Source organism: Providencia sp. PROV189, assembly GCF_028480065.1.
Taxonomy (GTDB): domain Bacteria; phylum Pseudomonadota; class Gammaproteobacteria; order Enterobacterales; family Enterobacteriaceae; genus Providencia; species Providencia stuartii.
Window position 1 is genome coordinate 115888 of the sequence record NZ_JAMPOG010000009.1, and the last position, 21495, is coordinate 137382.

The following is a 21495-nucleotide window of genomic DNA, read 5'->3' on the forward strand; positions in this document are numbered from 1 at the left end:
TCATGAATACACAAACTCTACTTGAAGCACGTAACCTCAGTTTTCACGTTGCCGATAAGGTATTAATAAAAGATATCAGTTTATCCATACAGCAACATGAAATGGTCGTCATTATTGGTCCAAACGGTGCAGGAAAATCCAGTTTATTAAAACTACTGACTGGTTTTCACTCTCCCACTCACGGGGAGTGTCTGTTAGAAGGTTTAGATTTACGCAAATGGCAACATAATGCATTGGCAAAAAAACGTGCGGTGATGAAGCAACAAAGTAGCTTATCATTTGCCTTTACTGTTGAAGATGTCGTGGCGATGGGGCGTAGCCCGTATGGCGCTGAGCATAAGCAACAAGCCATTGAAGAGGCGTTAGCACAAACAGATTGTTTGGAATTACGCCAACGCGATTTCCGTCAGCTTTCTGGTGGTGAACAACAACGCGTTCAGTTAGCACGAGTACTTGCTCAAGTCTGGCAACCCAACCATAGCCCTGCTTGTCTTTTTCTTGATGAACCAACTTCAGCTCTTGATCTTTACCATCAACAACATAGCCTACGGTTATTACACCAATTAACACGTGAGCGGCCTTTTGGCGTGTGTTGCGTCTTACACGATCTTAACCTTACCTCACTGTATGCTGATCGCGTGTACTTAATTCACCAAGGCCAACTTGCGGCGGCAGGTACGCCTGAAGAAGTTCTGACGACAGAAAATCTAACTCGTTGGTATAAAGCAGATTTAGATGTGATCTCACATCCTGAAACAGCCACCCCACACATCTACTTGCGTCGTTAATCACCTATTAGGTTTCTTGGGTCTTCTCAAGAAACCTAATAGTCTTCCCTTTGCATAATTTCATCTCCAGCTAACCTCTTTGCCAAAACAGGACATGAATGCCACGCCATGTATTTTTTGCTTATACCATATTGAGTCAAGTGATTTTTTTAAATTGTTAAAGATACGTTAAGTAAATTGACTTATTTGATAGTTCAACTAAAGTTAAACAGTCAACCATTAGCATCAAAAATCACAGATTATTGAGCATTAACCCCCGTCACTATTACCTCGGTATTTCCTAAGTATTGATGGTAAAAATCAGCACACCTGTCACAACTTAAGTTAAATTAATTTTTCAATATTTTACTTGGTTAATAATTTCGAATACATCCAACAAAAAAATTGAACTTGATATATCCGACTGTTTTTTTGATATATCAACCCCTACCATTTACACTCAGCTATTTGATTTTAATAGATAAATAACATACACTCTTGTATGTATAAGTTTGAGTTATTAATAAAATCTATCGTATCAATAACTATTCTCATTAAAAAAAAGCACGTTATGCCTATCGATATATCGGAAAAATGGGAAGAATAGACAGTAATTTCTTTAGTTATTATTAGTTATTAATGAACAATAACCCATAGAAGTGGGAGGTAAATATGTCTGAGAGTGTAGTCAACGATATTGTTAAATGGCTGGAAAGTCAGTTACAGCGCAATGAAGGCATCAAAATCGACACAATTGCCGATAAAAGTGGTTATTCAAAGTGGCATTTACAGCGTGTTTTCAAAGAAATGAAAGGTTGCACGCTTGGCGAATACGTTCGTAAACGCCGTTTATTAGAAGCTGCTAAATCATTACGCAATGGTAACCTGCCAATTTTAGATATCGCTCTGCAATATGGTTTTAGCTCACAAGCCACTTTTACACGTATCTTTAAAAAACACTTTGACATTACCCCAGCAAAATTTCGTCAAAGTGGTCAGTTGCCTGAATGTAAAACATTTATGTCTTGCAACTGCAACAACTAAATAAATTTCAGTTGTATAGTTGAGTATTAATAGTCCCCTTAATTATTTTTTCATTCCCTAAACATTGAAGTCTATGTCCGAGCCGGTAAATACCGGCTCTTTTTTTGAAATTTGCCCATATCGCTAACAAGTTTATCCTCAATACCGCCTTATATAGCAACAAAAGAAAGCTATCTTCTCTTAAAAGATCATTTCAGAACGGATAATAGAGTGATGTCATGCCTTTAAAGCACACACGTCCAATGTGTATTTTTTTGACATTCAGTGAAAAAAAACATAATCTGCGGCAACTCATTTATGAGTGTTATAGTTAAATTATTATTAATATTATTTTCTTATTGTTATAAAGGCTGTTTTTGTGGGACATTCCAGATTATTTGCATGGTATAAAAATAGAATGCAAAATAAAATCTTAAAAATAAAACACTATTTTTTATACATTATACCACTCATCATTCTTATCGTTTCATCAAAATTAATGTTGAAAGGTTCTGGGTATGCTCATCCAACTCCGAGAGACATTACGCTCGTCTGTGCTCTTTATATTATCCTTTACGCTTCAAAAAAAGCTTATTATTGGATAGGTGTACCAATAGCAATATTGTATGCTATTTATACGCCTATTGGACTGACCTTTGATAAACCAACCTACCAATATTTTGCTTCGGTTATTGCAACTGATGCTATTGAGGGCATTGAGTTTTTCACACAAATTCCATTTACTCATTATCTTTATGCCGTCCTCATTATTGTTGGAATATTCGCCTTCCAAAAATTATGTACAAAATTAAATATTAATTATTATCGAAACAAAACACTGATGATCATTCTGGTGATAATTGCCTTGATTAATCAATCGCCATTTGATTATTTCTACAATATTTATGAATCCATATCTAAGGTTAAGGGTGAGGTTAGCGCACTACATGATTTTACCAAATCCAGCGAATGGGGAAAATCAACGTTAAATAACAACAGCCGTTATGATGACTATGTATTAGTGATCGGAGAGAGTGTTCGCCGTGATTATATGGGTGTCTATGGATACCCTATAAATAACACCCCCTTCTTAAGCCGCGTGAACAGTACCATTATTGATGGGTTAAACAGTGCTGGAAATAACACTATTGGCTCATTAAGATTAATGTTAACACAGTCAGATAAAGAAAAATTAGAACCTAATTATGGCTTAAATCTAGTTGGACTCGCCAAATCAGCCGGTTTCAAAACATACTGGATATCGAATCAAGGTTATATCGGTAAACACGACACTCCAATTACCTTTATAGCAAAGCATGCTGATGTGAAAAAATTCAATAAACTCGGTGCCTTCAATTCTAATGATGAAAGTGATTTTTCCCTTATTCCTATCTTTCAAAAAGAATTAAATGCCCCTATCCAAAAGAAACAAAAAAGATTATTTATTATACATCTTTATGGTTCACACCCGAACCCATGCGGTAGAATTCAGGATTATGAAAATCATTTTATTACCCAAGATAGGCAATATCATAATATCTCCTGCTATGTTGCAAGCATTAATAAAACAGATGAGATCCTTGAGTCAATTTATTCATTGTTAGAGACGCAATACCAACAAAAAGAACGTAAATTCTCAATGATTTACTTTGCTGATCATGGTCTTTCCCATCAAGAAGAGGGAGACCAAATAAAGCTCCTACACGGAAAAACAAAATATGCGTATCGTGTTCCATTAATCCAGCTCTCTTCCGATCACCAATCAACTCAATATATTGTTGCTAACAAACTGGGATGATGTTTATTGATGGTATTGCTAATTGGTTAGGCGTTTCTAATCCGCTTCTAAATGAAAATTATCATTTATTTAATTCAGAAAATTATATAGAAGATTTTGGTTTGAGTGAAAAAATAGAAGACAAACCGGATGACGCTATTAATATTCATGGTAAATAACGCTTAATGTTACCTACCCCTTACCTATTTTTATTTCGGGTTAGGTAACATTTAAGCAGCATAGAAACAAAGCGTATTTAGCTTAACTCATGCACTAGCCAGCTTTCAAGATCAGATAACTGTTCGGTTAATTCAGGCCATATTTGATGCATTTCTAATATTAATTTACGAATGGTTTCTGTTTGGTAAACTTGATCGGTAAGTTTCTGGCTTAACCATTCTAATGGGGATGGGTCAAGACTGTCCGTAAAAAATTGGCAACGTTTAATAACCCCTTTTTCGATATCAAAATGAAATTCGATACCTCCCCATGGGAAACGTGTATCACTGTAATGGGTAAAAGCAGGTGCTTGACCGAAATTCCATTCCCAACTACTTTGCTTCGCAAAAGTTTCACGAAAATGCGGTAAGTCCGGTAATTTCTCAGGTGAGATAAATTCAGCCTCAACGGTTTCACCATAATAATCGAAAAAGCTTTTTACGATACCCTCGCACACTTTTTCATGACTGATATCTGATACCAGTTCACATAAATTCGTGACTCTTGAGCGAACTGAAGTGATCCCTTTAGCCTGTAATTTTTTAGGGTCAGGATTAAGATAATCTGCAAGCCGATTTAAATCAGAATTGATAAGTAAAGTACCATGATGGAATCCTCTGTCACGGGTTTCTCGGTAAGCAGATCCTGATATTTTCCTTGGCCCATCATCGGTGTTTAATACCAAATCATTGCGACCAGAAACCTCAGCATTGATCCCCACCCTTGCTAAGCCATCCACAATAATTTTTGTCGAAATACTTTTATCATATTCTGGTTTGCCCGCCATGAAGGTAAAACACGTATTGCCGAGATCTTGAAAAACGGCACCGCCCCCGCTACTACGGCGAGCTAAGCGTACATTATCCTCTTCCATACGACGCGTATTACACTCTTTCCATGGGTTCTGTGCTCGCCCAATAACGACCGTGTCAGCGTTACGCCATAAAAACATAACACGTTGATCGGCGGGCATTTGACGAAAAATCGTCTCTTCAACCGCAAGATTAAACCAAGGGTCGAAAGATTCTGAAATCAGTAAACGTAAGCGAGACATTAAGCTATCCTAGAAACAAAAGTTGCAACTAAGATAGCATAATTGAAGACAAAAATGAGGGGATCACACGGGAAATCAGATACGCCGCGCTTGCCAAAACACTTTTCGCCAATACACATTATCCATTGACGAACGGATCACACCCTTACTGGTCGATGCATGAATAAAGGTATTATCTGTATCATAAATTCCGACATGTAAACCATTTTCACCGGACCCCGTTTTAAAGAAGACGAGATCACCCGGCATCAGATCGGATTTATCAATACGCGTTCCCAATCGTGTTTGATCTATCGTTGTACGCGGCAATTGGATAGCAAAACGGTCGCTAAATGTACGGTAAACAAACCCAGAGCAATCAATACCGCTTTGACTCATCCCACCATAATTATATGGCGTACCATACCATTGCTCTAACTGTTCTTTAAGTTGTGCAATGGTCATTATAGGGTCAGATAATTGCGTTTTTAGTGGCGGTGGTGGCGTTCTTTTTACCGACGTGGAAGAGCAGCCAATCAACACTAATGAAAGCAATAATGGTAGGTGTTGCCATTTTATTATCATGTTGCACCCTTAAATAAACAATCGACACGCTTAATTTATTATCATAGTTGCTCAAATATGAAAAATAAATTATCACGCAACCAAATTATTCTACTTTTGAGATTGCCCTTTTGTTGGACGGCTAATTAACCAAACACCAAGGATAATAAATGCAACGCCCCCTGCTTTTAGCCAAGTCGCGGGTTCATGATACCAAGGTAAAATAACCGCCAATAGATAAACAAATACATAGCTTAAACTAATCAGCGGATAGGCTTTATTAAGCGGGATGGATTTTAGTGCAAACAACCAACATAGCATTGATAAGGCATAGCAGACTAACCCCACGAACACTATGCTAAGATTTGCCAGATTTGCGAGTAACCACTCAGGTTGTAACCAATGCCATCCTAATGTAAACGAAGGCAACCCCACTACACCTGCTTTTAAGCTTAATTGTGCAATGGTGACTAATAGCGCACTTCCTATTACCCAAAAATAGCCTTTGTTCATCCGCTTATACTCATCAAGAAAATACCAAACATAATTGCCGCCACACCTAACCAATGATTAAGCCCTGTCTGCTCATGGTAGACAAACTGACCAATCAAAGTAACCAACACAAAATTAATACTAAGCATTGGATACGCAATGCTAAGCGGCATGCTTTCGAGCAATTTAAGCCAAAACAGCATACCTAACCCAAGCATTAGCAATGCCAGCACCAGCCAACGAATGGCTGATGCCGTTTTATTATGTTTATCACCCTGCCAGCATACCACCGCTTGCTTTTGCGCTATTTGCCCAAGGCAAGTGAGTACACTAACTAAAAGCAGTAATAATAATTGAGCAATCATTGTTTGTGATACACCACTATCGCAATTCGCGAATTACTGATCACCTCATCTGGCTTAGGAATATCCGGTAATCCTTCTTTACGTCCAAGTAAGAAAACCACTGTCACTTGGCCTTCTTGGCGAGCTTTTGCCAACCAAGCCGCAAATTGATCAGGCTTCACTAAACGGTGTTGGCTATCCGGGTATTCCAAACCATAAGTCAGCTCACCGCTGCTATTATACAGGTAGATATTAGCGTTTTTCGTTTCCCACGCTAACCCGGCTGCAATGCCCACATTACTCGCCATAAGATATTTGCTATCCATCAACAAGTCATGGTTTTGGTGGATAAAGCTCTGTGGCAGTTTGGAATTTATCGTGTTATTTGGCAATGCACTACCGATACACAGGCTCACCGCCAACGAGCAAGAGGCGGCCCATAGCCAATATTTGGCATTTAACACGGTACATAGGTAACCGATGATACCCCAAATCGAAAAAGCAACGATACCAAGCACCATTTTTGACCATTCGTCGGCTTCGTATAACGGGCGCTTAATCACCGTACTGACAACAATGACAGCGATTACGGCGAGCACCCCAATCGCAACGTTGATCATGCCATTGGCCTTTAATGCTTTCATCTTCCCACTGCGTACACAATCCACCCCATATTTAGCCATGAGCAGTGCTAGTGGAGCCATAAATGGCAGCATATATGTTGGCAATTTGCCGCGTGAAATGCTGAAGAAGATCACAGGCACAATAAACCAACAGAGTAAGAAAAACATATCTGGACTTGATTTGCGCTCTCTCCAACCTTTCAGCAAAGAGCCAGGTAATAACCCAACCCAAGGTATACTGCCTAATAAAATAATCGGAATGTAATACCAAAAAGGAGCAATGTGTTGCGCATCATCGGCGGTAAAACGTTTAATGTGCTCTATCCAGAAGAAGTAATTCCAATAGTCAGGCTCCTGTTTAGCGATGGCTAGTGCCCAAGGTAAACTAATGATAACCGCTGATATAATCGCCAATGGCCCATACTTCACCATCTCAAGAAAGCGCTTTTGGTAGATTGTGATAGGCAACATTACAATCACAGGAATGGCAAGCGCAAGGAACCCTTTGGTCATAAAGGCCATCCCACACGCTAAACCAAGACATATCCATGCAGCAAGTTTTTCTTTTACTCCCCGCGCCTTCATTGCCCATAGGCAACAATACATACTGGCTGCTATCCAGAGTGATAGCATAGGGTCAAGTACACTATAGGTGCCGACAGCAAATACCAAGAACATCGACACATAAATAAAACTTGCGACATAAGCGACATGGTTGTTACGCCACATCATTTTTGCCATTCGGTAAACAAGTAATGCACTGAGCAAAATACAAAATACCGAACCAAAACGAACTGCAAAGTTAGTATCGCCAAAAATCATTTGGCTAATATTGTTGATCCAATAGCCTGCTACTGGCTTTTCAAAATAGCGTATATCCAGCATATATGGCACGATCCAATCACCGCGTTGTAACATTTCACGGCTGATTTCTGCATATCGTGTTTCGTCAGGTTGCCAGAGTAAACGGCTATTTAACGGTAGCAGATAAGTTAAGATAAAAAAAAGAGCCAGCAGAGAGGCTCCTACTTTGCTCGCTCGATTATTCAACATGCTTATACTATCCCTCTTCTTGGCAGCCAAGCCAACCCTCACGCCCTGGGAATGGCGCTCTCACGACTTTCCCTTTAGGTAAAGTGCTAATGTCTTCTGGCAGCAAATCACTCAATGTACAGAATTGGATTTCTTCTTGGGCAATTCGTTCCAATAATTGTGAAAATTGTTCTGATTTAGACATACCTTCAACTTCAGTATGAATGGTGTAAACGGGAACACCTTGATCCTCTTTTATCGCTTGAAGGATAAAATCATTAAAATTTTCATCACTGACAACGGTGCCAACGACTTCATCATAAGTCGGTAATGTGACAGGAATTTGTACCGTGCCTATTGAACCATCACGTAAAATGGGTCTAAATGGATACTTACCGCGACAATCGCTGTTGTAGTTAAAACCAAACTTTTGTTTAACCTCAAGCACACGTTCATCGCCTCGCCAGCCAGCAACCGCCGAACACGTAACAGGCTGACCGATGGCTTGCTGCAAAGCATCAACTCCCAATTTAACCTGCTCCGTTAATTGGGCTTCGCTCCATTTAGCCACTTTGGCTTGCCAACCTTGGTGATCCCAAGCATGCAACCCTACTTCATGACCTGCATCTAGCGTTTGTTTCATCAAATAGCCTAAATCTTTGGCTATTTTTTTACCTGGCCACGCTGTACCCGCCAATAAAATATCTAGCCCATATAGGGAGGCGGCATTTGACCTCAGCATTTTCCACAGGAATTTAGGACGCAAAAGGCGCCATAAATGGCGCCCCATGTTATCGGGTCCTACACTGAAGAAAAAGCTGGCCTGAATGTCATGCTGTTTCAGCACGTTGAGTAGTTGTGGTACACCTTCTAATGTGCCTCGATAGGTATCCACATCAATTCTCAAGCCAACTTTTTTCATTAGTTCTTACCTAATTCTTCTACCGCACCTTGCAAGAAGAAATCCAGTGTCTCTTCAATAGTATCTTTCATATCGATTGTTGGAACCCAATCAAGCAGACGACGTGCATTTTCCACGCTTGGTTTACGGTGCTCAACATCTTGATAACCTTTACCATAGTAGCTGCTACTTTCGATTTCACGGAAACCTGCAAACGGAGGGAAATGGCCGCGTAGAGGGTGTTTTTCGAAACTTTCAAGTAACATTTCAGCTAATTGGCGAATGCTTGCTTCGTTTGTTGGGTTACCGATATTGATGATCTGACCGTCGCATTTGCCGTCTTTGTTTTCAATAATACGGAACAGTGCTTCGATACCATCTTTAATATCAGTGAAACAGCGTTTTTGCTCACCACCATCAACCAATTTAATTGGCGAACCTTCAACTAAATTCAAGATTAACTGAGTGATCGCACGAGAGCTACCAATACGTGCTGAGTTCAGGCTATCCAAACGTGGCCCCATCCAGTTAAACGGACGGAATAACGTAAATTTCAAGCCTTCTTTCGCGCCATATGCCCAAATTACTCGGTCTAACAGCTGTTTAGACACAGAGTAGATCCAGCGCTGTTTATTGATAGGACCAACAATCAAACGTGACTCATCTTCATCAAACTCTTTATCATCACACATACCATAAACTTCAGAAGTCGATGGGAAGATAATACGTTTGTTATATTTCACGCAGTAACGCACGATTTTCAGGTTTTCTTCAAAGTCTAATTCAAAGACACGCAGTGGGTTACGGGTATATTCGATTGGTGTTGCAATCGCCACTAATGGCAGAATAACGTCACATTTCTTAATGTGGTATTCGATCCATTCGGTATGAATACTGACGTCACCTTCGATAAAGTGGAAACGTGGGTTACCAATAAAGCGGTCAATCGCCGATGAGCTGATATCCATACCATAGATATCATAATTATCATCTTGCAATAAACGCTCTGTTAAATGGTTACCGATAAAACCGTTAACACCTAAGATCAGAACACGCTTACGACGTTTAATTTGTGCAGTCGGTTTTGGCCCTACACGAACATCAGTCACGATACCCATTTCATTTGCTAGACGGTTGCCTTGCATATATAAACCGGAGTCACCCTGACCACTAACAACTTCAATAGCCCCTTCGCCACAAGCAATACGCAGAGGGTCACTTGATAATACTGTACCCGCGCGTTTACCTTGATTATCATCGAGCACACGTGCACGCCAAATTACCATTTTACGCTCACCTAAATAGGTAAATGCGCCTGGGTATGGCTCAGTAACAGCACGAATTAAGCAATCAATTTCTTTTGCAGAACGGTTCCAGTCGATCAAGCCATCTTGAGCGGTACGACGACCGAAATAGCTTGCTTGGCTCTCATCTTGCGCCACTGTTTTATAGCTACCTGCTTCAATCAATGGCAGTGTTTTATCTAACAGTACTTCAGCCGCTTCACGAACTTTTGCGTGTAACGTTAATGCAGTATCAGTATCGGTGATTGTGACTTTTTCTTGTGCAACAATGTCACCAGCGTCGGCTTTAGTGACCATTTTGTGCAACGTCACGCCTGTTTCTTTCTCGCCGTTCAGCAATGCCCAGTTAATTGGCGCACGACCGCGGTATTTAGGCAGTAAAGAGCCATGCAGGTTAAATGCACCTTTAGGGGCCAATGCCAGCAATTCTTCACTGAGCATATCGCGGTAATAGAATGAGAAAATTACATCAGGTTTTAATTCGCGAATACGTTCAATCCATAGCGGATGGTTTACGTTTTCTGGCGCGTAAACAGGAAGTTCCATGTCCGCGCTGACACGCGCTACTGAAGAGAAAAAGTGGTTTTCGTTAGGATCATCAGTATGAGTAAATACTGCTTGAATATCGAAACCTGCTTTTTTTAGCGCTTTCAGCCCTACACAGCCAATATCATGATAGGCAAAAACAATAGCTTTCATTAGTTTTCTTCCTGGTTTTTGTCAGTCTTAGCCTTAGCACCGACGACTTTTTGAATAAAATAACGGGGTCTCGCGCGCACATCATTATAAATCCTGCCGATATATTCACCAAGCAAGCCCATAGCAACAAATTGTGCACCGATAAACATAAAGAGTATTGCAAACAGTGTGAATACGCCGTCAGCGGCCCATGTTGCACCAAAGAGCAAACGTAATACGATTAACAACACTGCAAGCAAGAAACCGCCTGCTGCAATAATACTCCCAACAACACTTAACAAACGCAAAGGTGCTGTTGTTAAACACGTCAACAGGTCATACATTAAATTAATCAGCTTCATAAAGCTGTATTTAGAATCGCCAAACTCACGTTCAGCATGCGCTACATCAATTTCAATGGTTCTACGAGCAAACGTGTTGGCTAAAATTGGAATAAATGTACTTCTTTCATGGCATTGTAACATCGCATCAATAATATGACGGCGATAAGCACGCAACATACAACCATAATCGCCCATAGAACGACCGGTCGCTTTTGTGATCATCGCATTAATCATTTTAGATGCCGTTTTACGGAACCAAGAATCTTGACGGTTAGCACGACGCGTGCCAACAACATCATAGCCTTGTGCCGCCGTTTGCACTAAGCGAGGGATCTCTTCTGGAGGGTTTTGTAAATCAGCATCCAGTGTAATCACCAAATCACCATCCGCTTGATTGAAACCAGCCATAATTGCAGAATGCTGCCCATAATTACGATTCAAAATAATCGCGATAACATGGTTATCAGGATTTTCTGCTGCCTCAGTCAACATTTTAGCGGAACGGTCACTACTCCTATCATCCACTAAAATCAACTCATACTCTTGCGTAAGTTGTTTACACGCTTTAATTGTACGCTCAAGTAACTGAGGTAGGCTTTGCTCTTCATTATAAACAGGGATTACAACAGAGACTTTTTTTATCTCTTCAAATTCATCTACAAATGACACTATTTTGACTCCAAAAGGATTTCATTTATCGCTTTAACAACCCGATCAACATCTGCATCAGACATATCAGGGAAGAGAGGCAGGGAACAAAGGGTCGCGGTGTTCCATTCTGACTCTACGAGTGAGAGCTCTGGGTATTTCTCACGGTAATATTTCTGTGTATGTGCGGCACGGAAATGTAAACCTGTACCGATATCATACGCTTTTAGTTTTTCCATAAAGCTATCACGATCAATACCGCATACACTTTTATCGACACGCACCATAAATAAGTGGTTAGCATGCAAATGTGAATATTCAGGAACTGAAAGCATTTGTAATGGGGAGTCTTTCAGTGCGGCACGATAACGCGCTACCAATTGTGCACGACGTTGATTCATTTCTTCAACACGAGACAACTGAACAACAGCAATCGCTGCATGAATATCAGATAAATTATATTTTAAACCAGGTTCAACCACTTCTGCTTGTGGTTTTCGACCTTGCATTTGTCTATCAAAGGCGTCAACCCCGAGACCATGGAATTTTAAGGTACGAACGCGCTGTGCTAATTCATCATCATCAGTGACGACTAATCCACCTTCCGCACACGTCACATTTTTAATTGCATGAAAAGAAAAAATAGCGGTTCCCTGCTGACCAATCCATTCTTCTTTATAGCGCGTTCCCACCGCATGAGCCGCATCTTCAATCAACGCCACTCCCGCTTTTTGCGCGATAGCACGCAAAGCGTCAAGATCACAAGGAGCACCTGCGTAATGTACAGGAATTATCGCTTTCGTTTTCGCAGTAAGCGCTTTTTCTACCGCATCGGGTTGTACCATTAATGTATCACGGTCGACATCAATCATAACGGGTGTCGCGCCTAATAACTCAATCATATTAATGGTGGATACCCATGTCTGCGACGGGGTGATCACCTCATCGCCTGGGCCGATACCCAATGCCATTAAAACAACATGCATACCCGCAGTGGCTGAACTTAGCGCTATTGCATGCTTACAACCATAACGTTCACAAAAATCTTGTTCCAACTGATGGTTCTGAGGCCCTGTCGTAATCCAGCCTGAACGTAGAACTTTCTCTACTGCCTTAACCTCTTCGTCACCGATTGCCGGTTTTGAAAACGGAAGGAAATTGCTCATATAATCTGTAGCCTAATTTTTTATTAAGAAGAGAGTATTCTAGTTAAAGTTACTTTAACCGAACATCAACACCTGAAAACATTTCTTATATCGTAAAGCATAATGAAACCGACGATTAAAACAATTTTTCTGCTACTCGTCAAAACTAATTACTTGCCAAGTTTTCGTTTCGCTATCTGTACTTGAAATAATTTTACTTGCAAATATCTCAGATAAATTAAAGTCGGTCATCACTTGCTCAGGTTTACCTGAAAAAATAATTTCACCTTTTTTTAACATCCATATACGACTTGCATGTCGATATGAATGACTCAAGTTATGCCCACTCATTATAACCGTTCCTTGGCAATCACAAAAATATTTCACCCATTTATCAAGCTTGGATTGTTGAATAATATCTAAATTGTTTGTTGGTTCATCAAATAGAATAAATTTTCCACTTAAATCTTGACGATCCCAAACTTGCAAAAAAGTTGCAATAATACGGACTCGCTGCCATTCACCACCCGAAAGTTGTGTAATAGGTTTCATTAACAAGCACGCTAATTGGAAATCTTCAGTTAATTGGTTAAATAACGCTATTTGATACTCATTTGATGAATAAAACAGCGCCAGATATTGAAAGACTTTTAAAATAGGTTGCGTTGATACTTGCTGAGGAAAATAGGCTCTCTGCTGACGCAAAGCTTGCACCCGATACTCGTTGAGCGCCCGACCATTAATATTTAATTGTCCTTGAAAAGCTAAAAAACCACTCATTCCACTGAACAAAGTACTTTTCCCCGCCCCATTTGCACCAAGTAAATGAATTTGCTCTCCCGCAAACACAGTTTCATTAATATTGATAAGCCGGCTATCAATGGAAAATTGAATTAGCTCAATGATAGGTTGTCTATTCATCATTTTATTTTATCGCCATTGATTGTTACGCGCTAATAGCCAAATAAAGATAGGTGCCCCTAATGTCGCGGTTATCACACCAATAGGTACCTCAGCATTAGCAATCAGTGTGCGTGAAAGCATATCGGCTAATAATAACCCTCCCGCTCCTGTGATAGCACACCCCGGCAATAATGTTCGGTGGTCAGTCAATCCTGCCAACCGTAAAATATGGGGAATGACTAACCCAACGAAACTAATAGCACCCGCAATAGCAACGCTCAAACCAATTAGCACCCCCGTCACGATAATCAGAGCAAGACGCCAGCGATGGTGAGAAAAACCGAGTTGATAAGCTTGCAATGATCCAAGTGATAAGTAATTGAGTGTATTACCTTGGCAAATTGCCCACAATAAAAAAGGAATACAAGCAATGACTAGAGCAAATTGACGCCAATCAATACCGCTAAAGCTTCCCATCATCCAATAGAGGAGTTGACGTAGGTCTAGGCTGCTACTCATATAGACCATCCAGGTCATTATCGCACCACAAATCACACCAAGCGCCACGCCAACTAGCAGTAAGCTCGTGTTATTAAAATGCTTTCGTTTGGCAAAAAACAGCAGTATCGCGGTTAACAATAATGCACCAACAATTGCACCTGAACTTATTAGCCAATACTGAGTTACCCCATGAGAGAGCAAAACAATCAGAACGACGGCGACACCAGCACCATTGCTGATCCCCAATAACCCAGGTTCAGCCAGTGGGTTTTCGAATAAGGCTTGCATGATAGCCCCTGTTACCGCAAGGGCTGCACCAATGGTAATGACTGCCAATAATCGAGGAAAACGAATTTGCCAAATAAATAATTGTGCCGATTCGCTCGCCCATTGGTTTGGCCATAACCCTACTTCACCGACACTCAAAGCCAAGACACTGACAACGATTAAAAAACAGACCAATACACACAGTAACCGTATATCGGCGTGCCTCTGACGTTTTTGAAGGGTAAGCAATTGATTATTCATTAAGTAGAAAATATCTTAAATATTAACAGTATTGCCCAATTATAGCTTTTTGTGCAAGCGATACCAATGCAGCAAATTTATACTGCACATCCATTTTTATTTGAGCATTTGAAGGGACAATATGAAATCGACTTTATCAACATCAACGCCCGACTTCACTTCCACAACTAAAATAGCCGATACACCCCTTAAGCCTATCAATCAACCCAAAACAAGCCTCTTTGCTGCATCAATCCAACGAGTGACTAATGTTTTAAAAAAATTTTTAGGATTACCTTCGCAACACCAACATGAATCTATTGAAATAAAAAATAAAAATATTGATGTATTAAATTACAAAAAATTAAGCGATAGCGATCAAGAAAATGCGCTCCCCCCTTCTCAATACAAAACTCCGGCTGAATTAAACGCAATGCAAATGCGGATAGCGCAACAACAAACAGCAAAACTCATTGAAAAACAGAATATAGATGCTATCAATGAGTATATTGGTATCGCTTATGAAGATCGCCTTAAATACCAGCAAATTAATGAGATTGGTACTGCTATCTTATCTCATCCAAATTACTTACATGAAACAGGACCATTTCGAATATCAGGCAACAAACAGAGAGTTGAAATAATATTAGAGCATCTCGCTAGCAATAAATCTATTGATATCTTTTTTATTCAAAAAAATAACATTGACGTATCTGATCTAACATCAGCATATAAAAAATTAGTTGGCAACGTTTTAGATAGTTCATCGAGTGAACAAAAAACATTATCGACTCTCTTCACAAAATATCATGATGCAATCGGAAACAAAGCTACAGTGAAACGTGCTATTGAAACAAACCCAACATTGGCAACGAGCGAAAATAATATTTTAGCCGTTTCTGATACAAAAATTTTAGACTCACTGCCACCGCTAAAAAAACTGCCATTGATATTGCAAATAGCGGTGCCCCTACTTACCGAAATCAGCCGTCATGCAGAAAAACACCAGATGACCCCAGAAAATTTATCGATCGCCTTTGCCCCGACTCTCGATAGAACCGATTATTCTAAAACGGCGGGAAATCCTCTTGATCAACTCAAACAAATAGGACTTGCACAATTACCTATTAATTATTTTACCGCATTGTTGCAAAGATAGGCGACCGAATATAAATTTTTCCACCTTAAAAGTTATAGCTACCGATACCATAGGTAGCTATTTAAAATATCGATAAATACATCAGTGTGATCAATCCTCAATATCCTCTAAATATTTTCTAGCTGATAGTGTGGAAACCCTATTCTGCATCCAGATAGATAGCATAAAATATATTGAAATAATGCTGTGCCATGAAAAACAAAAGACCGCCTAAACGGCGGTCTTTTACTCGCAATGCAAGTCTACTATCACTCTTTTGGTGTCGCTTTTTCGACGCGGCTCTTCAATTTTTGGCCAGGACGGAAAGTGACAACACGGCGTGCAGTAATTGGAATATCTTCCCCAGTTTTTGGGTTACGACCGGGACGTTGATTTTTATCACGTAAATCAAAGTTACCGAATCCAGATAATTTCACTTGCTCACCATTTTCTAAGGAGAGGCGAACCTCCTCAAAGAAAGATTCCACAAGGTCTTTAGCATCACGTTTGCTAACACCCAGTTTTTCAAACAAATTTTCTGACATTTCAGCTTTAGTAAGCGCCATAGTTTTAGTCCCTCAAGGAGGCTTGGAATCGCTGTTTTAATGCAGCAATACACAGATCAACGGTCGCGGTTATCTCTTCTTCTTCCATGGTACGCGTTGTATCTTGGAAGACGAGACTGATAGCGAGACTCTTATAACCGTCTGCTATCCCTTCACCACAATACACATCAAACAAGTTTATGCCAACTATATGATTTATGCCAACTTTTTTACATTCTGCCAAAACATCTGCGGCGGCAACGTTTTCTGGCACAACAATCGCAATGTCGCGACGGTTCGATGGATAGCGTGAAATCGCCTTCGCATCAGGGATTGCACGGTGTGCTATCGCATCACAACGAACCTCAAATACCACAGTTCGACCATTTAAATCGAGTTTACGTTCTAGTTCTGGATGAACAACACCAATAATACCAATATGTTCATTTTCCAGATAAATCCCAGCACTTTGACCAGGGTGCAATGCCGGATGTACTTCAGGTTTAAATGTAATTTGATTCAGTTTGCCAGTCAATTCCAAAACAGCTTCAAGATCACCTTTTAAATCAAAGAAGTCCACAACTTGTTTATCTAATGACCAATGTTCATCGAATCGGTTACCCGCAATCACGCCAGCCAGCATGGTTTCCTGACGGATTTGATATTCTGCTTGATTATCAGGGATAAAGCGCAAACCTGTCTCAAATAATCGAATTCTATTTTGTTGACGATTTTGATTATAGACTACCGTAGTCAAAAGACCTGTTAAAAGTGACAAACGCATCGCCGACATATCAGCAGAAATTGGGTTTGGTAACACTAATGCTTCCTGCTCTGGGTGAAGCAAAGCTTGCACTTTCGGGTCGACAAAGCTGTAAGTAATTGCTTCTTGGTAGCCTTTATCAACTAACATCGCCTTAATACGCTTAAGCGGCAGATTAGCTTCTTTGTGCTTAGTCATGACTAAATCTGCACGCAGCGGTACATCTGGAATGTTGTTATAACCATAAACCCGTGCAACTTCTTCAACCAGATCTTCTTCGATCTGCATATCGAAACGCCAGCTTGGTGCAACCACATCCCAACGCCCTTCAGAAGCTTTCACTTGGCAACCTAAACGGGTCAAAATATCTGTCACAACATCATCCGCAATCGCATAACCAATCAATCGTTCGAGTTTATTGCGAGTCAGAGTAATATGAGCGACTTTCGGTAAATGTGCAGAGCTTGTGACATCAATAATGTCACCAACTTCACCACCACAAATATCCAGAATCAATTGTGTCGCACGTTCAATGGCTTTGAACTGTAATTCAGGATCAACACCACGCTCAAAGCGGTGAGAAGCATCAGTGTGCAAACCATAATTACGTGCACGGCCTGTAATCGCTAGTGGATTAAAAAACGCACATTCTAGAAGGATGTTTTTGGTTTCGCTGTTAACACCTGAATGCTCACCACCAAAAATACCCGCAATACCGAGTGGATTTTTCTCATCAGCAATCACTAGCGTATCAGCGTTCAGCGTCGCTTCGCTACCATCTAACAGAACCAGCTTTTCATCTTGTTTTGCCATACGCACCACGATAGCGCCATTTAGGCGATCGAGGTCATAGGCATGCTGAGGTTGACCCAGTTCAAGCAATACATAGTTTGTGATATCAACAACAGCATCGATTGAACGCACGCCACCACGGCGCAATTTCTCTTTCATCCACATTGGGGTTGGTGCAGAGACATCAATATTTTTGATAACTCGACCAAGAAAACGCGGACATGCTTCAGGTGCTTCAACGCGGATTGGGAAGGTATCGGTTGTAGTGGCTTTCACCGCCTCAATCTTAGGCGCTGTCAGTGCTTGTTTATTGATTACAGCCACATCACGTGCTACACCAAGAATGCTTAAACAGTCCGCACGGTTTGGCGTAATGCTAATTTCGATGATGCTGTCATCAAATTTCAAATAATCACGTAAATCAGTACCAATTGGCGCGTCTAATGGCAGCTCAATAATACCGCTATGATCATCAGAAATACCTAACTCAGAGAATGAACAAAGCATCCCTTCTGACGGCTCGCCACGGAGTTTTGCTGCTTTGATTTTAAAATCGCCGGGTAGAACTGCACCAACCGTTGCGACAGCTACTTTCAAGCCTTGACGGCAGTTAGGTGCCCCACACACGATATCAAGCAAGCGATCGCCGCCAACATTGACTTTTGTGACTCGTAGTTTATCTGCATTTGGATGCTGACCACATTCGACCACTTCACCAACAACAACACCTGTAAATTGCCCCGCCACCGGTTCAACACCATCAACTTCCAAACCGGCCATCGTGATTTGTTCAGATAATGCTTCACTGCTAATGGCTGGGTTCACCCATTCACGTAACCAAAGTTCACTGAATTTCATGAGAAAGTCCCGCCTTATTTAAACTGTTTGAGGAAACGAAGATCATTTTCGAAGAATGCGCGCAAATCAGAAACACCGTAGCGCAACATTGTAAGGCGCTCCATTCCCATGCCAAATGCAAAGCCTGAGTAGATTTCTGGATCAATACCCACATTGCGTAGTACATTTGGATGAACCATGCCGCAGCCTAACACTTCTAACCACTTACCATTTTTCCCCATAACATCCACTTCAGCAGAAGGCTCTGTGAATGGGAAATAAGATGGACGGAAGCGGACTTGGACTTCTTCTTCAAAGAAATTATTTAGGAAATCATGCAATGTGCCTTTTAGGTTAGTAAAGCTGATATCTTTATCAACAATCAATCCTTCTGTTTGATGGAACATTGGCGTGTGTGTTTGGTCGTAATCGTTACGGTAAACACGACCAGGTGCGATAATACGGATTGGCGGTTGTTGCCCATTCATGGTACGAATTTGCACACCGGAAGTTTGGGTACGCAGCAAACGCTTCGCATCAAACCAGAAAGTATCATGATCGGCACGAGCTGGGTGGTGGGCAGGAATATTTAATGCATCAAAGTTATGGTAGTCATCTTCGATTTCAGGCCCTGTCTCAACACTAAAGCCTAACTCACCAAAAAACTCTTCAATTCGCTGAATGGTACGGGTAACTGGGTGTAATCCCCCATTTTCCATACGACGCCCAGGTAATGAGACATCAATTTTCTCCGATGCTAAACGTGCATTCAGTATTTCAGCCTGCATGGCTGCTTTACGCATATTCAGTGCATCTTGAACCTGTACTTTGGCTTCATTAATCACAGCCCCTGCTGCTGGACGTTCATCAGCAGGCAGATCACGCAACGTTTTCATCTGTAGTGTGAAGTGGCCACTTTTGCCTAAATATTCAACACGAACTGACTCTAACGTAGCAACATCTTGGGCCTGTTCAATGGCTGCTTTTGCCTGTGCAACCAACTCAGCGAGATGTGGCATTATTTCCCCTTTATGACCTTACGGTCGTTTTGCTAGTTATTCACCGATTTATTAAGTTCTCACTTGCCATTTATTGAATGGATAAGCACTTAACTGATTTTACTGTATTTTTCTTCAATCAAAAACAAAAAAGCCTCCTGACGGAGGCTTTAGCGTAACTTTTCGTTTCTTTTCTTACGCGCGCAAGCCCCCGAAACTCAGGTGCTAAAGTAAAAGAAGAAACGAAAAGCGACGATTTGCATATAATTAATTCACTAAACAGATTGTATTACTTAAGTATTAACATAAAACCACATAAATGAAAAGAGGAAGTCTCCTTCCTCTTTTCAAGCAAACATTAAGCTAAAGCGCCTTTCGCTTTTTCAACTAAAGCAGTGAATGCTGCTTTGTCGAATACGGCGATGTCTGCCAGGATCTTACGGTCGATTTCAATTGAAGCTTTTTTCAAGCCATTGATGAAACGGCTGTAAGACAGACCGTTTTGGCGAGCCGCTGCGTTGATACGCGCGATCCACAGTTGACGGAACTGACGTTTACGTTGACGGCGGTCACGGTAAGCGTATTGACCAGCTTTGATTACCGCCTGAAACGCTACGCGGTAAACACGAGAACGTGCACCATAGTAACCTTTCGCCTGCTTCAGAATTTTTTTGTGACGTGCACGGGCGATTACACCACGTTTTGCGCGAGCCATAGCTATCTCCTATCGTCTTTAATCTTATTAACCAATGTTTACTTATGCGTAAGGCAGGCAGGCAACTACCAGACCCAGATCGCCCTTAGATACCATTCCTTTCGGACGTAAATGGCGTTTACGCTTAGTAGACTTTTTAGTCAGAATGTGACGAAGGTTTGCATGCTTGCGCTTAAAGCCACCGCCTGCAGTTTTTTTAAAGCGCTTTGCTGCGCCACGTACAGTTTTAATCTTTGGCATTTCTTTAATTTCCAACTTCGCATTGTGATAAACTACGAATTAATTAGGCGAATAGCATCTACATTGCTGTAAACACAATTACTTGATGGCCTAATTATTTCTTCTTAGGTGCCAGCACCATGATCATCTGACGCCCTTCAATTTTTGAAGGGAATGACTCCACAGACGCCAGCTCATCCAAATCGGACTTAATACGGTTAAGTACATCCATACCGATTTGTTGGTGAGCCATTTCACGACCACGAAAACGCAGTGTAACTTTGGCTTTGTCACCATCTTCGAGAAAGCGAATCAGGTTGCGTAGTTTGACCTGATAATCACCTTCATCTGTACCAGGGCGGAATTTAATTTCCTTCACCTGAACAACTTTTTGCTTCTTCTTCTGTTCTTTTTGAGACTTGCTCTTCTCATAAAGGAATTTGCCGTAATCCATGATACGACAAACTGGCGGTTCGGCATTTGGGCTGATTTCAACAAGGTCTACCCCTGCTTCTTCGGCTTTTTCTAGTGCATCACGCAGGCTCATAATGCCGAGCTGTTCGCCGTCTAAACCGGTTAAACGGACTTCATTCACACGAATTTCATCGTTAATACGATTTGGACGTGCTGTTGGGATTCTTTTTCCGCCTTTAATACTTTATTCCTCCAACTGGATAAAGAGA

General features: G+C 40.9%; 23 protein-coding genes and 1 other annotated feature. Of the genes, 5 read left to right on the forward strand and 18 right to left on the reverse strand.

What is annotated here, in order from left to right:
• The first annotated feature begins 2 nt into the window (after positions 1-2).
• The 4 genes from PR833_RS07435 to PR833_RS07450 all read left to right on the forward strand — a co-directional run bounded on the left by PR833_RS07435 (position 3) and on the right by PR833_RS07450 (position 3746).
• On the forward strand, positions 3-788 hold the full coding sequence (locus tag PR833_RS07435; protein WP_004919124.1) for a heme ABC transporter ATP-binding protein: 786 nt from the start codon (positions 3-5) through the stop codon (positions 786-788).
• A 651-nt stretch (positions 789-1439) separates the two neighbouring features.
• Positions 1440-1811, forward strand: coding sequence for a helix-turn-helix domain-containing protein (locus PR833_RS07440; protein ID WP_014658208.1), 372 nt, complete (start codon positions 1440-1442; stop codon positions 1809-1811).
• Between the two features lie 397 nt (positions 1812-2208).
• Positions 2209-3588 (forward strand): phosphoethanolamine transferase, encoded by a 1380-nt coding sequence (locus PR833_RS07445; protein ID WP_272525997.1) that lies wholly within the window; start codon positions 2209-2211, stop codon positions 3586-3588.
• Entirely contained in the window at positions 3585-3746 is a 162-nt protein-coding gene (locus tag PR833_RS07450) for a hypothetical protein (protein WP_272525998.1), read from the forward strand. The genes PR833_RS07445 and PR833_RS07450 overlap by 4 nt, the downstream gene beginning before the upstream one ends.
• A gap of 77 nt (positions 3747-3823) precedes the next feature.
• On the opposite strand, the gene PR833_RS07455 is transcribed toward PR833_RS07450, so the two are convergent.
• From PR833_RS07455 to btuC, 11 genes are all read right to left on the reverse strand, one after another.
• Positions 3824-4840: a lipoate--protein ligase gene (locus tag PR833_RS07455; protein WP_004919115.1), complete on the reverse strand. Its 1017-nt coding sequence runs from the start codon at positions 4838-4840 to the stop codon at positions 3824-3826.
• Between the two features lie 75 nt (positions 4841-4915).
• A complete protein-coding gene (locus PR833_RS07460; protein ID WP_014658203.1) occupies positions 4916-5404 on the reverse strand; it encodes a C40 family peptidase in 489 nt (162 codons plus the stop codon).
• 90 nt (positions 5405-5494) lie between these two features.
• The gene (arnF, locus tag PR833_RS07465) at positions 5495-5896 is read right to left on the reverse strand and encodes a 4-amino-4-deoxy-L-arabinose-phosphoundecaprenol flippase subunit ArnF (protein WP_036943871.1); all 402 of its coding nucleotides are present in this window, start codon (positions 5894-5896) and stop codon (positions 5495-5497) included.
• Positions 5893-6240, reverse strand: a complete 348-nt coding sequence (gene arnE / locus PR833_RS07470) for a 4-amino-4-deoxy-L-arabinose-phosphoundecaprenol flippase subunit ArnE (RefSeq protein ID WP_004919105.1) — start codon at positions 6238-6240, stop codon at positions 5893-5895. The genes arnF and arnE overlap by 4 nt, the downstream gene beginning before the upstream one ends.
• The gene (gene arnT / locus PR833_RS07475) at positions 6237-7895 is read right to left on the reverse strand and encodes a lipid IV(A) 4-amino-4-deoxy-L-arabinosyltransferase (protein ID WP_004919103.1); all 1659 of its coding nucleotides are present in this window, start codon (positions 7893-7895) and stop codon (positions 6237-6239) included. The genes arnE and arnT overlap by 4 nt, the downstream gene beginning before the upstream one ends.
• A gap of 7 nt (positions 7896-7902) precedes the next feature.
• Entirely contained in the window at positions 7903-8796 is an 894-nt protein-coding gene (gene arnD / locus PR833_RS07480) for a 4-deoxy-4-formamido-L-arabinose-phosphoundecaprenol deformylase (protein ID WP_004919102.1), read from the reverse strand.
• Positions 8796-10778, reverse strand: coding sequence for a bifunctional UDP-4-amino-4-deoxy-L-arabinose formyltransferase/UDP-glucuronic acid oxidase ArnA (gene arnA / locus PR833_RS07485; RefSeq protein ID WP_004919101.1), 1983 nt, complete (start codon positions 10776-10778; stop codon positions 8796-8798). The genes arnD and arnA overlap by 1 nt, the downstream gene beginning before the upstream one ends.
• Positions 10778-11770 (reverse strand): undecaprenyl-phosphate 4-deoxy-4-formamido-L-arabinose transferase, encoded by a 993-nt coding sequence (gene arnC / locus PR833_RS07490; RefSeq protein WP_272525999.1) that lies wholly within the window; start codon positions 11768-11770, stop codon positions 10778-10780. The genes arnA and arnC overlap by 1 nt, the downstream gene beginning before the upstream one ends.
• On the reverse strand, positions 11770-12915 hold the full coding sequence (gene arnB / locus PR833_RS07495) for a UDP-4-amino-4-deoxy-L-arabinose aminotransferase (RefSeq protein WP_004919097.1): 1146 nt from the start codon (positions 12913-12915) through the stop codon (positions 11770-11772). Before arnB ends, arnC begins: the two co-directional genes overlap by 1 nt.
• Positions 12916-13047: 132 nt before the next feature.
• Positions 13048-13818: a vitamin B12 ABC transporter ATP-binding protein BtuD gene (locus PR833_RS07500; protein ID WP_040133060.1), complete on the reverse strand. Its 771-nt coding sequence runs from the start codon at positions 13816-13818 to the stop codon at positions 13048-13050.
• 6 nt (positions 13819-13824) lie between these two features.
• Positions 13825-14826: a vitamin B12 ABC transporter permease BtuC gene (gene btuC / locus PR833_RS07505; RefSeq protein WP_004919093.1), complete on the reverse strand. Its 1002-nt coding sequence runs from the start codon at positions 14824-14826 to the stop codon at positions 13825-13827.
• 121 nt (positions 14827-14947) lie between these two features.
• Here btuC and PR833_RS07510 point away from each other — a divergent pair, with 121 nt between their 5' ends.
• Positions 14948-15964 carry a RhoGAP domain-containing protein gene (locus PR833_RS07510; RefSeq protein WP_004919091.1) on the forward strand — a complete coding sequence of 339 codons (1017 nt, stop codon included), beginning with the start codon at positions 14948-14950 and terminating at the stop codon, positions 15962-15964.
• A gap of 248 nt (positions 15965-16212) precedes the next feature.
• Here PR833_RS07510 and ihfA read toward each other — a convergent pair whose 3' ends face one another.
• From ihfA to infC, 7 genes are all read right to left on the reverse strand, one after another.
• Positions 16213-16509, reverse strand: coding sequence for an integration host factor subunit alpha (ihfA, locus tag PR833_RS07515; protein ID WP_004919089.1), 297 nt, complete (start codon positions 16507-16509; stop codon positions 16213-16215).
• A 4-nt stretch (positions 16510-16513) separates the two neighbouring features.
• Positions 16514-18901, reverse strand: a complete 2388-nt coding sequence (gene pheT, locus PR833_RS07520; RefSeq protein WP_272526000.1) for a phenylalanine--tRNA ligase subunit beta — start codon at positions 18899-18901, stop codon at positions 16514-16516.
• Positions 18902-18915: 14 nt separating this feature from the next.
• Positions 18916-19899 carry a phenylalanine--tRNA ligase subunit alpha gene (gene pheS, locus PR833_RS07525; RefSeq protein ID WP_014658197.1) on the reverse strand — a complete coding sequence of 328 codons (984 nt, stop codon included), beginning with the start codon at positions 19897-19899 and terminating at the stop codon, positions 18916-18918.
• A 123-nt stretch (positions 19900-20022) separates the two neighbouring features.
• Positions 20023-20147, reverse strand: a sequence feature (Phe leader region).
• Positions 20097-20141, reverse strand: a complete 45-nt coding sequence (gene pheM / locus PR833_RS20410) for a pheST operon leader peptide PheM (RefSeq protein ID WP_120752679.1) — start codon at positions 20139-20141, stop codon at positions 20097-20099. (Overlaps the previous feature by 45 nt.)
• Before the next feature lie 89 nt (positions 20148-20236).
• Positions 20237-20593 (reverse strand): 50S ribosomal protein L20, encoded by a 357-nt coding sequence (gene rplT / locus PR833_RS07530; RefSeq protein WP_004263714.1) that lies wholly within the window; start codon positions 20591-20593, stop codon positions 20237-20239.
• Between the two features lie 42 nt (positions 20594-20635).
• Complete coding sequence (rpmI, locus tag PR833_RS07535; RefSeq protein WP_004263702.1) at positions 20636-20833, reverse strand: 50S ribosomal protein L35; 198 nt, start codon at positions 20831-20833, stop codon at positions 20636-20638.
• A 94-nt stretch (positions 20834-20927) separates the two neighbouring features.
• Positions 20928-21467 carry a translation initiation factor IF-3 gene (gene infC / locus PR833_RS07540; RefSeq protein WP_036943861.1) on the reverse strand — a complete coding sequence of 180 codons (540 nt, stop codon included), beginning with the start codon at positions 21465-21467 and terminating at the stop codon, positions 20928-20930.
• Between the last annotated feature and the right edge of the window lie 28 nt (positions 21468-21495).